The organism is Rahnella victoriana, assembly GCF_021276285.1.
Classification (GTDB): Bacteria; Pseudomonadota; Gammaproteobacteria; order Enterobacterales; family Enterobacteriaceae; genus Rahnella; species Rahnella victoriana.
In genome coordinates this window covers 4,149,491-4,163,722 of the sequence record NZ_CP089919.1, presented here as the reverse complement: position 1 = coordinate 4,163,722, position 14,232 = coordinate 4,149,491, and the positions used below count along the sequence as shown (strand labels likewise).

The window sequence follows — 14,232 nt, the reverse complement described above, 5'->3', positions numbered from 1 at the left end:
GCATACATTGCGCCGTCGGAGGCTAAAGCTCAGCGGGGGAGCGCCGATAAACTCTATAGCGGAAGGTTGAAAGCCCGGGCTTTGACCTGCAAAAATTTAACGTATTTAGAAGAGGTCATCCTCAATGACTCAGCAACACATCCGGATTGCATTTTTTGTTATTTTGTCAGGGATAATTTTGTTCTCAGGGCACCTTATCCACTCCGCCTGTAATTACAGCCCTGAATGGTTAATGACATCATTCTGCACGTGGATTACGCCATGAAAGCGCAATATTTCTGCGGTCACTAAAACACCCGTAGTGTATTTATCCTGCGTTATTGCCCGGGATTATTATTATTTTATGGCGCAGGCGAATAATTAAGCATCCCGCTAACATACTTGTTGTTAATAAGATTCACTGTCCGCTCAAAACCAGAAAGAATGCTTTTCTTACTGCTATTCTGAAACTTATTATGCCCTTTACCACCCCCCTCCAACCCTCCTGGTTTTGCCTGATAATTCACCAAAAACTTCCAATTGTCCTATTTTGAAAACCGCTCCGGCAGGGCGACTATAATTACCTGACACATACTTCTAATCAGAATCCCGTTTCAGGAGAAACATCATGAAGAAAGCAAACCTTATTGCCGCATCACTTGCCGCTGTGTCCATTTTTTTTGTCGCAGGTTGTGCGTCGAATCAGGCAATTAAAACGACGGACGGGAAAACCATCGTCACCGACGGAAAACCGCAGGTCGATGACGATACCGGTCTGGTGTCTTATAAAAACGCCGAGACGGGTCAGACTGAGCAAATTAACCGCGACCAGGTGAAGAACATGAGTGAACTGGATAACTGATTTATCCGGAAATCATGACAAAGGAGAGAAAGATGAACAGGACTTTATTGCCGCAAAAAATGCTTTTACCTTTAGCCGCCATCATGTGTGTCGCCGCGCTGTCGGGTTGTACCCGTACAAGTTATGCGATTCAAACCAATGATGCGCGTACCATCATTAGTGACGGTAAACCGAAAGAAGCCGACTCCGGTCTGCTGGAATATACCGATGCCAATGGTGTGAAACAGCAAATCAGCAAAACGGAAGTGAAACAGGTGTCAGAGCTTCCCAAATAAATATGCTGCGTCATCATTTTTGTTTGCCATCAAAACCCGCTGCCAAAGCGGGTTTTTTTATGACCTGAATCGCAGGGCGGAAGGCGGCTTTATGATACTTTTGGCTTCTGAAAATTGTCACTAAGGAAAGTCACTGTGCGCCAGAGAACCATTGTCTGTCCGTTAATTGAACATCAGGGAACCTATTTGTTGTGCAAAATGCCCTCCGGCCGTGGTGTATTTCCCGGTCAGTGGGCATTGTCCGGGGGAGGCGTTGAACCGGGCGAAACCATAGAACAGGCTTTGCTGCGCGAAGTGCGGGAAGAACTCGGTGAGGCGCTGGAACTGACGCATATCACGCCATGGACGTTCCGTGATGATATACGCACCAAAACCTACCCGGATGGACGGACAGAGGAAATCTACATGATTTACCTGCTTTTCCACTGTCATGCGAAAAATACCGCGATCACTCTCAATGATGAATTTGAAGACTATGCATGGGTACGCAAAGACGATTTGCCCGGATATGATTTGAACGAAGCCACGCGCATAACGTTAATACAGCGTGGGTTGTTGTAAAAAAAAGCAGGGCTTCCACCAGAAACCCTGCATCATTTATCTACCGCTGTGACGTCGCCACATGGCGTTTAGCCGCTTTACCGGCCTGCGCCGCTTTCATGCCTTTCTCCGCGCTGCGGTGCAAAACCCAGCCGAACAGCAAAATAGCCAGCGCACACAGCAGGAACAGGATCCGTCCCCAAAGCGGGTTCGGCACCAGCACCATCAGCAATAACCCCGCGCCCATGTACATCGAAATACGGCCGATTTTATCGCGCTGCAAGCGGTCAAACTCATCCTGTTCATGGTCGGCATACACCGGCGTTTCCATGTCAGTGAAGAATTTACGACGCTGGGTATTTCTTGCCGAATCGGTTTCGCGCCAGAACAGTTGCGTCAGGCAGAAGAACCCGCCGGTAAACACCAGATGCGCAAAGATATTCCACATGATCGCCACATCCAGCAGTTCACGCGAGGTCAGGGTGATGCCCAGCAGACGGGCGACGTCCGGTGCGGTGAACAGGTTCGCCACCACGTAAGACACACACAATCCAAACAGCACCGTCACCCACGCCGCCCAGTCCGGCGTCTTGCGGATAAACACACCGAGGAACAGTGGCACGACAATCGGTGCCTGCATCAGCGTGCCGACTTTCATCATCAGATCGAACAGGCTGACGGTCTGCATGGTGTGCATGTATTGCGCCACCAGAATGACCAGTACGCCGTTGACCACACAGGCAATCTGACCGACGCGCAGCTGATATTTATCGCTGCGTTCGCTGTTGCGGTTCACCACCGGCGTCCAGAAGCTGCGGACAAAAATCCCGGAGTTACGGTTCAGTGCGCAGTCCATGGAAGACATGGTGGCGGCGAACAATCCGGCCATCAGCAGACCCACGGTGCCCATCGGCATGGCGCGTTCGGCAAAAATCAGATACACCGCATCCGTGGCATTTTTGCCCAGTTCAGGGTGTGCGGTTGCCGCGTCCGGATACAGGATCGCCACAGCCCACGGCGGGATGAACCAGATGATTGTCCCCACCAGCATCAGCACCAGCGCGAAGAGGGCCGCTTTTTTGGCATTGAAACTGTCTTTGGCATTCAGGAAACGGTAGGAATCCTGCAGGTTATTGATGCTCTGCACATTCTTGATAAAGAAGAACAGGAAACAGGCCACCAGCAGCGAGATGTAATGCGGGCCGACGTCCGGGCCGGTGAGGAATCCGGAAGGAAACTCAGTGACCAGTTTCACCGGGCCGCCGACTTTAAACAGCGCCACCACCGCACAGGCAACCGAAATAATCGCCACCACCAGCGTCTGCACAAAATCACTGGCGACCACGCCCCATGCGCCGCTGAGCAGCGAAATCACCAGCACCACAATCCCCGTGACCCACAGCGTCAGCGTGATGTCATGATGGAATACCGCGCTGGCAAACACCGCCAGACTGTTCAGCCATACCCCCGCGCTGAGAATGCTCAGCGGAATGATCATCCAGGTGAAAAACTGTTCATTACCTTTGCCGAAGCGATGATTAATCGCCTCTGTTGCCGTATCAACACGCAACTGGCGGAAGCGGGCGGCGAACCACCACCAGGCAACCAGATAACCAAACACGTTACCGGCGAACACGCTGACCACGTTGAAACCGTAGCGGTAAGCCTGACCGGCCGCGCCGGTAAAGGTCCAGGCGCTGAACTGGATCATAAAGGCGGTCGCGCCGACCATCCACCAGAGCATTCGCCCGCCGCCACGGAAATAGTGACTTGAGGAGCCGGAAGCCATTTTCTTGAACGCATAACTGATGGCAATCATTAAGACGAAGTAACCGATCATGACCAGAACGTTGATATCCATTGTCGTTACTCTCTCGTTTGTAGGGTGAGATGTTTTTGGTTATGTATTGAGCAAGCGTAGAAGAGGGATTTGAAATTAAAAGTCGGACAAATAAGAAATGCTTAGTTTGTTATCAAATTGTGATTTTGGTCACTTGTTAGGCTTATTGTCGGCATTTAAGCCAATTCTGACTGGCGAAACCCGGGGTTCATTGCTTTATTAGTATGACTAAAGCGTGAAATAACAGCAGATGAACGCCGCGAGGCCGGGAGAAAACATGACGTTAATGCGGTGCGGTAAGCAGAAGGGAATCACGGCGGGTATCGCCCTGATGCTGGGGCTGATGGCGGGCGCACAGGCGGCGGAACCGGCATTTCTGAACCCGGCGCAAATGGTCGTGGTTCGCCAGCAACTTCACCAACACACGGCCGCGCCACAAACGGCACTGGCGTATCAGCAACTTTTGGCTGCTGCGGATTCCGCCCTGAAGAAACCCGCACTGAGCGTGACCGACAAAGGCATGACGCCGCCGGGCGGGTCAAAACATGATTACCTCAGCCTGAGCGCCTACTGGTGGCCGGATGACAGCAAACCCGACGGGCTGCCGTGGATCCGCAAAGACGGGCAGGTGAATCCGGCCAGCAAAAACGATCAGAGTGACGGCGTAAGGCTGGCGGATTTTACCGCGCGGGTGCAGAACCTGACGCTGGCCTGGTATTTCTCCGGTGAGCAGAAATATGCCGATAAAGCCGCCAGCCTGCTGCGTGCCTGGTTTATCACGCCGGAAACACGCATGAACCCGAACCTGAATTTTGCTCAGGGCGTGCCGGGGATTTCGCCGGGGCGTAACGCGGGCGTGCTGGATGGTCGCTATTTTTCCACCCGGATTGTGGATTCTGTCGTGTTGTTGCAGGGCAATCCGGCCTGGACGGATAACGATGAACAGCAGATGCGGGCGTGGATGCAGGATTATCTGCACTGGTTGCAGGGCAGCAAAATCGCCAAAAAGGAAGGGCGCACGGAGAACAACCACGGCAACTGGTACGTGACACAGGTGTCCGGCATTGCGTGGTATCTCGGTGATAAACCGCTGATCGGTGAAATGGCGACGCTGATGAAAAGTAAGCTCGACGTGCAGCTGAAATCCGACGGCACCCAGCCTGCCGAACTGGCGCGCACCCGCTCATTTCATTACAGCTATTTTAACTTACAGGCGATCAGCATGATGGCGGTGCTGGCGCAGAAAAACGGCATCGATCTCTGGCATTACCACACGCCTCAGGGCGGCAGCGTTCTGACCTCGCTGGATTTTATGGCCCGCTTTACCGATCCCGGCGTGGCGTGGCCGTACAAATCGCTTGATCAGATCCGCGTGCGTCCGGTGCCGTTACTGTCGTGGGCGGATAACGCCACCGGCGAAAAACGTTACGAACAGCAGATCCGCCGCGCGACCTTTACCTTACCGCCTGCCGGTCAGTCCGCTTCCGGCGGCTATCATCAGGACGTCACACGCGGTGCGGTGATGGAAGCCGGACGCGAAACCTGGCTGCTGTCGCTGCCGTCCTTCGCGGCAGGGTATGTCGCCCCGGCGACGCAGGAGGAGAAAAAATGAATCACTGGCAACCGCTGCTGATCAGTATCGATGAAGCGAAAAAATTACGCGCCGCCTGTGAAACGGACTCGGTTCTGGGTGACGCGCTGCGGGCGCAAATCGCCACGCTGGAAAACACGCTGAAACAGCCGGTGGCGATCCCCGGTCACGGCGAAGCGGGCGGTCCTGAGCATACGCAGCATAAACAAAATTATCTGACCCTCAATCTTGCCGGACGCTTATTCCTGATCACCGGCGAACCGCGTTACCGCGAGCGGGCGCTGGCGCTGCTCAACGGGTATGCGGAAATGTATCCGTCGCTCGGCAGCGCGACCAGCAAAGACAGCAATGCGCCCGGCAGACTGTTCCACCAGACGCTGAATGAAAATATGTTCTGGCTGTATGCCGTCGAAGGGTATCACTGCGTGATGGCTTCGCTGGATGCCGCGCAGCGTGAAACCATTGAAACCCGCCTGTTCCGCGTGATGGCGGACGATGCGCTGAACCGCCATACCGCTGATTTCGATATCGTGCATAACCACGGGATCTGGTCGGTAGCGGCGGCGGCGATCAGTGGTTACGTTCTGGGCGATGCCCCGCTGGTGGAAAAAGCCCTGTACGGCCTGAAGGGCGACCGGGAAAGCGGCGGCTTCTTTGCCCAGCTCAGTCAGCTGTTTTCACCGGACGGGTATTACATCGAAGGGCCGTATTATCACCGTTTCGCCCTGCGCCCGTTGTTGTTGCTGGCGGAAGCCATTGAACGGCGACAGCCGGAATTACAGATTTATCAGTTCCGCGATCAGATTATCCGTAAAACCTGCGAAGCTCTGATGCAGACGGCTTTCCCGGATGGCGTCTGGCCTGCGCTGAACGACTCCTCGAAAACCATTAATATCCGCGATGACGGCGCAGTCATTGCCGCCAGCGTCTGCTATGCGCGCTATTCACAGAACCCGGTATGGGTCGCTGTCGCTCAACAGCAGCAAAGCGTATGGGTCAGTGCGGCTGCGCTGCCACTTTCTGCGGCGCTGAAAAATGCCCCGCCAACCTCCGCTGACTGGGGCAGTGTTGCGCTGCGCGACGGCCCCGAAGGCACACAAGGTGGCATCGGTATTCTGCGTCATGGCACGCACGATCAGAGCATGGCGCTGATGTGGTACGGCCAGCATGGCAGTATTCCGCGTCTGCATTCCGCCCTCAATCACGGGCACTTCGATGGTCTGCACCTGAGCCTGTTCAGCCACGGGCGTGAATATCTGCGCGATTATGGTTTTGGCCGCTGGGTCAACGTCGAACCTAAATTCGGCGGGCGCTACATCCCGGAAAATAACACCTACTGCAAACAGACCGTCGCGCATAACACGGTGGTGGTGGACGGGCAGAGTCAGCATGGCGGAAACAGCCTGCAAGCGGAAACCCGCTGGGGCGAGTCGCACTTCTTCGTGACTGATCATCCGGCGGGACAGGGCATGAGCGCGCGCCTGCGGGACTATTATCCCGGCGTGAATCAGCAGCGAACGGTGCTGATGCTGAATTTGCCCGAATTACCGTCGCCGCTGATGGTCGATGTCTTCCGCCTTACCAGTCATCAACCGCACCGTTACGATTATTGCCTGCATCATCTCGGCCAGTTTGTCCGTTGCGACCCTGCGCTGGATGCCGCCCGCGAGCTGAAACCGCTGGGTGAACAGCAGGGTTATCAGCATCTGTGGGATTGCGCCCGTGCGAAGATTGCGGCGGGAGAGTCAGCCTTATTCAGCTGGCTTGACGGCGACCGTTACCGGACGCTGACCAGCGCGTTTCCTGAGGGCGGTGAACTGATTGTCGCCCGCACCGGTGCCGGCGATCCGCATTTCAACCTGCGCAGCGAACCGGCATTGCTGTTACGCACGGACGGCACCAACGCCATTTTCGCCAGCGTGTTCGAAACCCACGGCTATTTCGATGAAGCCACCGAAACCTCGCTCAGTGCGCGCGGGCAGGTGGAACGCGTTAGCGTGACGGGTCACGACGACGTCCGCACAGAACTGAAGGTATTTCTCACCGGCAACCGCATCCTGAATATTCGTATCAATAACGGCGACGCACCGGCAGCGGAAGACGCTTTCCGCGTGGCGTGGCAATCCGTCTCACCTCTGAGTATCCCTGAAGAATAAACCTGAAGAATAAAGGAGTTACCATGTTTAACGATTTGAAAGGCCAGCGTGTTCTGATCACCGGTTCCACCAAAGGCATTGGTCTGGCAGCGGCACAGGCATTCGCCGCCGCAGGGGCCAAAGTCGGCATCAACGGCCATCGCCACGATGCCAGCCTCGATAAACTGGCGGCAGAGATCGCCCAACATGGCGGTGAAGTGGCGTATTTTGGCGCGGATGTCACCCAGTCCGCAGAATGCGAGGCGCTGGTGGCGAATTTCGTCGAACGCTTCGGCGGCATTGACGTGCTGATCAATAACGCGGGCGGTCTGGGCGGACGTCAGGGGCTGGAAAACATCGATGACGATTTTTATGATCATGTGATGGATCTTAACGCCCGTTCGGCGCTGATGGTCACCAAATTTGCCATCCCGCATCTGCGCCACGCCGCGAAACAGAGCGGCAAAACCACCTCGGTGATCAGCACCGGTTCGATTGCCGGTCGTGAAGGCGGCGGCCCCGGTGCCAGCCTGTATGCGGCCTCTAAAGCCTGGCTGCATAATGTGCACCGCAACTGGGTGAAAGAATTCACCAAAGACAATATCCGCTTCAACGTGATTGCGCCGGGGACCATCGACACGGTTTTCCATGCGGATAAAACAGCCGAAGTGCGTGAAAAAATCTCCGGCACTATCGCTATGGGACGTTTTGGCACATCGGAAGAGCTGGCACCGTCTTACCTGTTTTTTGCCTCCCATGCGTGCAGCGGCTATATCACCGGTCAGATCCTTGACGTCAATGGCGGGCAGATGGCGCCATAGCGCACAGTTCGGGAGATTTATGGCGGCGGGGGCATGCAGCGCACCGTCGCCTGAACTATGATGTCGGCACTCTGCACAGGAAAAAGGGAAGCGAATGAGCATGCAGTTTGAAACCGCCGCAGGCATGACCCGTGGCCTGAACACCCATATCGCCCGTGATATCGCCCGTAAAATTCTCTCCGGCGAGCTGGCGTGCGGCGCGATCCTGCCCAATGAAATCGAACTCGGCGAACAGTTTGGCGTCAGCCGCACCGCGTTGCGGGAAGCCCTGAAGTTGCTGACCTCCAAAGGGTTGCTGGAATCGCGTCCGAAAATCGGCACCCGCGTGAAAGAGCGTCCGCAGTGGAACATGCTGGATCCGCAGTTACTGGAATGGATGCAGGGAATGGAAGCGACGGAAGAAATTTATCACCAGTTTCTCGAGTTCCGCAAAGCCATCGAACCCCACGCCACCGCGCTGGCCGCAGTGAACGCCAGCAAAGAGCAGCGTATCGAACTTTCACGTATCTATCGCCAGATGTGTCATGTCGCGGAAAATTTCGATGCAGCACAGTGGGTGGATATCGATACCCAGTTTCACCGCATGATTTTCATCTCCTCCGGCAACTGTTTTTATGTGCCTTTTGGTAACGTGCTGACCACGATTTTCAAATGGTTCTTTGAATACTCCTCCAAGGAAGGCGGCATGTGTCTCAATGAACATAAACGGATTTATGAAGCGATCATGGCCGGTGATGAAGGCGCAGCATTTTCAGCCTCGCTGAGCCTGATGAAAGGGCACAAGCATCGGCTGCACAAGCCGTAACTTTGACGAAATAGCGGACGTTTTCCGACGTCAATAAAATGCGCAGATTATTCTGCGCATTTTTTATGTCTGGCGGCTGAAATGAGATTTCAGATACAAAAATGAAACAAATATCACGGCCGGTTACGCCACAGTGCCAGTTCGTCGTATAGACTTGTCATAATTATTACGGTCTAATCATTTCATCAGGAAATGGTATTTTTATTACGCACAGTGATCAAAGGGATTTTATTTTAGTCATTAACGCGGTGAATACATGAAAATACTCAAGGTCAGTGATTTCTTTCTTTCGGAGCGCCATGCTTTCAGTTTATTCGATATGAATCGTCAGTCGCTGGAAGATGTTCACCGGCACGAATTTGATGAACTGGTTATTGTCCGTCATGGCAGCGGCTTTCATATCATTAATGATCAGGTGGAATTTATTCATAAAGGTGATTTCTTCATTGTCAGTGCCAATGACGTTCACTGTTATGAATCCACGAATAAGTTGTCAATTACCAATATTCTGCTACATAAAGCACGGCCATTTCATTTTATTCATCATATCAGCCAGCTGACCGCGGGGATCCACCAGCATACCTCGCCACTGAAAAAACGGCGTGCAGGACTGACGAATGAAGAATTAGACAAAATTACCGAGCTGACGGAAAAAATGAATGCCCTGTGTGATGCTGTTTATGATGATTCTTACTTTGCCACGGCGGAATCCTATTTATTGTCTATGATCGTGATGATGTTTCAATGTGCCCGCCGCAGGGAATGCCGTACCAGCCATGCGGACTCAGGCAAGCGTCATCTGTTAAATTACTTACGGGAGAATTATACATGCAATATTAACTGGGACTATTTATGTGAAGAAAGCGGCGTGGCAAAGCGAACCATGTTCCGCTTTATAAAAGAGATCACCGGGTTTACCCCGGAGAAATTCCAGCAACGTTACCGTTTACTTAAAACACAGGAGTTATTACGCACATCCGATTTAACGATAGGAAAGATCGCCAGACTGTGCGGATTTTCTGCCACATCCCGACTGACGGAAGCTTATAAAAAACAATTTAACCGCACACCTTCTCAGGAACGTATGCGGGTCAGTAACAGTGTGATTGAAACCGTTCATCAGTAATTCGCGTTAATAATATAAATTAATTACATAAAACCATAATAACAGTAAAGAGAAAGGAACACTCACACCCTTTATTATTCACCGTTACCTCTGAAGGACATTATTATGTCAACCGCTAAAAAACTTAATCCCTGGTATGTCGGGGTGGTTTCCGGCATGGCGTCATATATTGATTCTGCCGCCATTGTTTCCAACGGGACCGCGCTGGTTATTTATCAGAAAACGATCGGCACCACGGCCGTACAAATCGGTATACTCTCCGGCATATTAACCCTGAGTATTGCGCTGGGCGCATTTCTCGGCGGCAGACTTGGCGACTGTTACGGCAGACGCAAAGTGTTTATTGTCACCATGGTGATGATCATATTGGGTACCTTGCTGCTGGCCTTCGGCAATACGTTCCCGGTGCTGTTTATCGGCACGCTGTTGGTCGGGCTGGCTACCGGCGCGGATTTACCGGTCTCTCTGGCGACCATTGCTGAAGCTGCCACGGACAAAAATCGCGGGAAAATTATCGGCCTGTCGAATCTGCTGTGGTTTCTGGGTATTGGCACCACGATGGCGATTTCCGCGCTGGTCGGCGGCTGGGGACGATCCGGTGCGCAGATTATGTATTTGCATGTCTGCGCCGTGGCCGCGATTTTACTGTTGCTGCGCTGCACGATCCCGGAGTCGCCATTATGGCTGGTTGCCCGCAATGAACGCCGCGCCGGGATCGTGACCATCCGTGCGCAGAACGCGCGGTTTAAAGATCTCCTGCATGGAAAATACCTGTGGCCGTTTGTTGCCCTGTGCCTGTTTTACGCCTTCACCAACCTTGCCGCCAATACCGGCGGGCAGTTTGGTACTTATATTGCGGTTAACGTCGTGGGGATCAGCGTCGCGCAAAATTCCCTGTGGAACCTGCTGACCATGCCGGTCGGGGTATTGGCGGGGATCTTATTTATGCGCTTCGTCGATACGCCGAAACGTATTCCCGCCTTTATTTTTGGTGCCTGTTGTTTCGCGGGCGGATTCTTCCTGCCGGTGTTATTTAATTTCTCGCCGGCTTCCTGGTTCTGTTGTTTATTCTTCACCGCACTCGGCAGCGGACTGGCTTTCGAGGGGATCATGAAAGTGTGGTCGCAGGAATCTTTCCCGACCATGCTGCGTTCCACGGCGCAAGGCATTATCGTCGCGATTTCACGTTTATTATGCGGCGTGCTGGCCTTTGTTACTCCGTTGTTACTTGATGCCGGTCCGCTGGTGTTGTATTCCATTTTGTCCGCCACCGTGGCGTCAGGGTTATTCATTGGCTGGATATGTTTCCACGGCAAACAACGTAATGAATTTGCCGATGAAGGCGGGGTGCTTATTCATGAACAACCGTCTGAATATCCGGCGTCAGCGGCAAAACAAATTTAGTTATCCCTTTTATCGCGCAACGTTAATTACACGAGGAGTCATGCATTATGCTCGCAGTCATCAGAGTTACATTGGATCAGGAATCCGCTTTGTCGGGTGTGCAGGAACTTCCTGTTCTGGGTTGGGAAATAGAAAGCGATAACAGAAATGTTCAGCAAACGGCGTATCGTATCCAGATAAGCCATGACCACCATTTTGACCCCATTATTCATCATGGCGAATGGCAGGAAACCTCCCGTTCAAATAACCTCGAGCTGACCGAATTAATGCTGACGTCTTCTCAGCGTTATTTCATCCGGGTTCAGGTGCGGGATAATTACGGCGAAGTCAGTCCGTGGAGTCCGCCTGCACACATGATTTCCGGCGTGCTGTATTCCCATGAATGGAACGCGGAATTTATTACGGCAGAATCGCCGGAAGATAAAGATCGCTCCGCAGCCATGTTATTGCGGAAATCTTTTGTCCTGAACCGCGCCGAGGATATTCAGTCTGCGTTTATTCACGTCAGTGCGCTGGGGCTTTATGAATTACATCTCAACGGCCATCAGGTCGGCGAAGATGCCCTGACTCCCGGCTGGACAAGTTATCACCACCATTTGCGTTATCAGACTTACGATCTGACCGGTCATCTGCAAAACGGCGAGAATGTCATCGGCGCGATAACCGGCGCTGGCTGGTATAAAGGGGATATGGGCTTTACCCGCCACAGAAATTATTACGGTGAACGGGCGGCGCTTATTTCACGGCTGGTGATTAATTATAAAGACGGTTCGCAGGACACTGTGGTCAGCGATGAAAGCTGGAAAGGCCACGATTCTGCCATTCTGTTTTCTGAAATCTATGACGGCGAAATTTATGATGCCCGCAGGGAAATTCCCGGCTGGTGCGACAGGCAGGGTTCAGCGGCATCATGGCGGCCGGTCAGCGTGGTGGCGCATGACAAATCCACGCTGGTCGCGCAGGGCAGCAACACTGTCAGACAAATAGAAAAACTGAAACCAGTCGCGCTGATCACCACGCCGCAAGGCGACACGGTCCTCGACTTCGGCCAGAATTTAAGTGGCTGGGTAGAATTTAAGGTGCGGGGAAACGCAGGCGATAAAGTGGTGTTGCGCCACTTTGAAGTGCTGGACGCAGAGGGCAATGTTTATCTGGATAACCTGCGTTCTGCGAAACAGCGGACGGAGTACGTGCTCCGGGGCGAGGGCGAGGAAATCTGGCATCCGCACTTTACCTGGCAGGGTTTCCGTTACGTGAAAGTCGAGGAATATCCGGCGGAGCTGGACCGGGATAATTTCACCGCCATTGTGCTGCATTCTGCCATGCAACAGACCGGGCATTTCGCCTGTTCCGACCCGGATCTGAACCAGTTACATCACAACATCTTGTGGGGGCTGAAAGGCAATTTTGTCGATGTGCCGACTGACTGCCCGCAGCGCGATGAGCGTCTGGGCTGGACGGGCGATGCCCAGATTTTTTGCCGCACGGCGAGTTATCTGATGCAGACGCGAAATTTCTTCGCCAAATGGCTGACCGATCTTCGTTATGATCAGACGGAGGACGGCGGCGTGCCCCACGTCATTCCCGACATCCTCACCGGATATTGCGCCAAAGACCGTTTGCTGGCCCAGGGCGGCACTCACTCGGCATCGGCCTGGGCAGATGCGGCGGTGATCAACCCGTGGACGATGTACCTGATGTACGGTGACACCCGGGTGCTGGAAAATCAGTACGCCAGTATGAAGGGGTGGATCGATTTTATGACCGCACACGCTGACAACCATATCTGGCAGTACAACTTACAGTTTGGTGACTGGGTGGCGCTGGATGCAAAAGAGGGCAGTTATTTCGGTGCCACGCCTAACGACCTGACCTGTACGGCGTATTACGCCTATTCCACCCAGCTGTTTGCTAAAGCGGCCAAAGTACTGAACCGGCTGGAAGATCATCAGCATTACGAGGCGTTGCATCAGGCGATTGTCCGTCGTTTTCAGCAGGAGTTTTTCACGCCATCCGGTCGTCTGGCGGCAAGAACCCAAACCGCGCACATTCTGGCGCTGTATTTCAATCTGGTGCCGGAAGATTTCCGCCAGCGCACCACCGACACGCTGGTTGAATTGCTCAATGAGCACGACGGACATCTGGTCACCGGTTTCGTCGGCACGCCGTATTTCTGCCATGCGCTGAGCCAGAACGGACGCACGAAGGAAGCGTGGAATTTACTGCTGAAAGACGATTTCCCGTCATGGCTGTATCAGGTGAAAGCCGGTGCCACCACCATCTGGGAACACTGGGACGGCATCAAACCGGACGGCAGCATGTGGAGCGCGGACATGAACTCCCTCAACCATTACGCCTATGGCGCGGTGGGCGAATGGCTCTACCGCGTGGCCGCAGGGATTGAAGCCGACGAGGCGCAGCCGGGATTCAAACATTTCATCATCAAACCGCTGACCGGCGGCGGCCTGAGCTGGCTCGATACCCGTTATCAGTCAATCTACGGCAGTATTGGCGTGCGCTGGGAAGTCAGCGGGCAGACCGTGTTCCTTAACGTCACGGTTCCGGCGAATACCTCCGCCACCGTGATCCTGACGGACGGTCAATCTGTGCAGGAAGCAGACGGGATTGATTTTGTGCGCTGTGCTGACGGGTATACGGCTGAGGTGGGATCGGGGGAATATCGGGTGGAATACCGGTTAGTTTAGTGAGGCAGCTTGTTTGCTCCTCCCCCTGCGAAGGGGGAGGCCGGGAGGGGGTTTAGCAGACAAAACGGCCGTCAAAGCTCAGGTTAACTTTTTGATTTGTCTCTGATACCCCACCCCAACCCTCCCCTTCGCAGGGGAGGGAGCCGACC

At 53.7% G+C, this 14,232-nt stretch carries 11 protein-coding genes; 10 read left to right on the top strand and 1 reads right to left on the bottom strand.

The features are described 5' to 3' along the window. Positions 1-607: 607 nt before the first annotated feature. From J9880_RS19130 to nudI, 3 genes are all read left to right on the top strand, one after another. Positions 608-841: a YgdI/YgdR family lipoprotein gene (locus J9880_RS19130; protein WP_131692722.1), complete on the top strand. Its 234-nt coding sequence runs from the start codon at positions 608-610 to the stop codon at positions 839-841. A gap of 32 nt (positions 842-873) precedes the next feature. After that, positions 874-1,116 (top strand): YgdI/YgdR family lipoprotein, encoded by a 243-nt coding sequence (locus J9880_RS19125; protein ID WP_095921897.1) that lies wholly within the window; start codon positions 874-876, stop codon positions 1,114-1,116. 135 nt (positions 1,117-1,251) lie between these two features. Further along, entirely contained in the window at positions 1,252-1,677 is a 426-nt protein-coding gene (gene nudI, locus J9880_RS19120; protein ID WP_095921898.1) for a nucleoside triphosphatase NudI, read from the top strand. 40 nt (positions 1,678-1,717) lie between these two features. Here the strand turns inward: nudI and J9880_RS19115 are convergent, their stop codons facing one another. Next, a complete protein-coding gene (locus J9880_RS19115) occupies positions 1,718-3,517 on the bottom strand; it encodes a sodium:solute symporter family transporter (RefSeq protein ID WP_232769783.1) in 1,800 nt (599 codons plus the stop codon). Positions 3,518-3,773: 256 nt separating this feature from the next. On the opposite strand from J9880_RS19115, the gene J9880_RS19110 reads away from it, so the two are divergent. The 7 genes from J9880_RS19110 to J9880_RS19080 all read left to right on the top strand — a co-directional run bounded on the left by J9880_RS19110 (position 3,774) and on the right by J9880_RS19080 (position 14,083). Then, complete coding sequence (locus tag J9880_RS19110; RefSeq protein WP_232769782.1) at positions 3,774-5,108, top strand: alginate lyase family protein; 1,335 nt, start codon at positions 3,774-3,776, stop codon at positions 5,106-5,108. Then, on the top strand, positions 5,105-7,243 hold the full coding sequence (locus tag J9880_RS19105; protein WP_232769781.1) for a heparinase II/III domain-containing protein: 2,139 nt from the start codon (positions 5,105-5,107) through the stop codon (positions 7,241-7,243). The genes J9880_RS19110 and J9880_RS19105 overlap by 4 nt, the downstream gene beginning before the upstream one ends. Before the next feature lie 23 nt (positions 7,244-7,266). Further along, complete coding sequence (locus J9880_RS19100; RefSeq protein ID WP_095921902.1) at positions 7,267-8,043, top strand: SDR family NAD(P)-dependent oxidoreductase; 777 nt, start codon at positions 7,267-7,269, stop codon at positions 8,041-8,043. 94 nt (positions 8,044-8,137) lie between these two features. Continuing rightward, entirely contained in the window at positions 8,138-8,848 is a 711-nt protein-coding gene (locus tag J9880_RS19095; protein ID WP_095921903.1) for a FadR/GntR family transcriptional regulator, read from the top strand. Positions 8,849-9,104: 256 nt separating this feature from the next. Further along, entirely contained in the window at positions 9,105-9,974 is an 870-nt protein-coding gene (locus J9880_RS19090) for a helix-turn-helix domain-containing protein (RefSeq protein ID WP_232769780.1), read from the top strand. Between the two features lie 105 nt (positions 9,975-10,079). Continuing rightward, positions 10,080-11,378: an MFS transporter gene (locus J9880_RS19085; RefSeq protein WP_232769779.1), complete on the top strand. Its 1,299-nt coding sequence runs from the start codon at positions 10,080-10,082 to the stop codon at positions 11,376-11,378. Positions 11,379-11,425: 47 nt separating this feature from the next. Continuing rightward, a complete protein-coding gene (locus J9880_RS19080; RefSeq protein WP_232769778.1) occupies positions 11,426-14,083 on the top strand; it encodes a glycoside hydrolase family 78 protein in 2,658 nt (885 codons plus the stop codon). Positions 14,084-14,232: the final 149 nt, after the last annotated feature.

What these genes read in the sequence shown, in the direction of transcription:
- J9880_RS19130 (WP_131692722.1), top strand. Translation starts at nt 608, where the DNA reads ATGAAGAAAGCAAACCTTATTGCCGCATCACTTGCCGCTGTGTCCATT.
- J9880_RS19125 (WP_095921897.1), top strand. Translation starts at nt 874, where the DNA reads ATGAACAGGACTTTATTGCCGCAAAAAATGCTTTTACCTTTAGCCGCC.
- J9880_RS19115 (WP_232769783.1), bottom strand. Translation starts at nt 3,517, where the DNA reads ATGGATATCAACGTTCTGGTCATGATCGGTTACTTCGTCTTAATGATT.
- J9880_RS19110 (WP_232769782.1), top strand. Translation starts at nt 3,774, where the DNA reads ATGACGTTAATGCGGTGCGGTAAGCAGAAGGGAATCACGGCGGGTATC.
- J9880_RS19105 (WP_232769781.1), top strand. Translation starts at nt 5,105, where the DNA reads ATGAATCACTGGCAACCGCTGCTGATCAGTATCGATGAAGCGAAAAAA.
- J9880_RS19100 (WP_095921902.1), top strand. Translation starts at nt 7,267, where the DNA reads ATGTTTAACGATTTGAAAGGCCAGCGTGTTCTGATCACCGGTTCCACC.
- J9880_RS19095 (WP_095921903.1), top strand. Translation starts at nt 8,138, where the DNA reads ATGAGCATGCAGTTTGAAACCGCCGCAGGCATGACCCGTGGCCTGAAC.
- J9880_RS19090 (WP_232769780.1), top strand. Translation starts at nt 9,105, where the DNA reads ATGAAAATACTCAAGGTCAGTGATTTCTTTCTTTCGGAGCGCCATGCT.
- J9880_RS19085 (WP_232769779.1), top strand. Translation starts at nt 10,080, where the DNA reads ATGTCAACCGCTAAAAAACTTAATCCCTGGTATGTCGGGGTGGTTTCC.
- J9880_RS19080 (WP_232769778.1), top strand. Translation starts at nt 11,426, where the DNA reads ATGCTCGCAGTCATCAGAGTTACATTGGATCAGGAATCCGCTTTGTCG.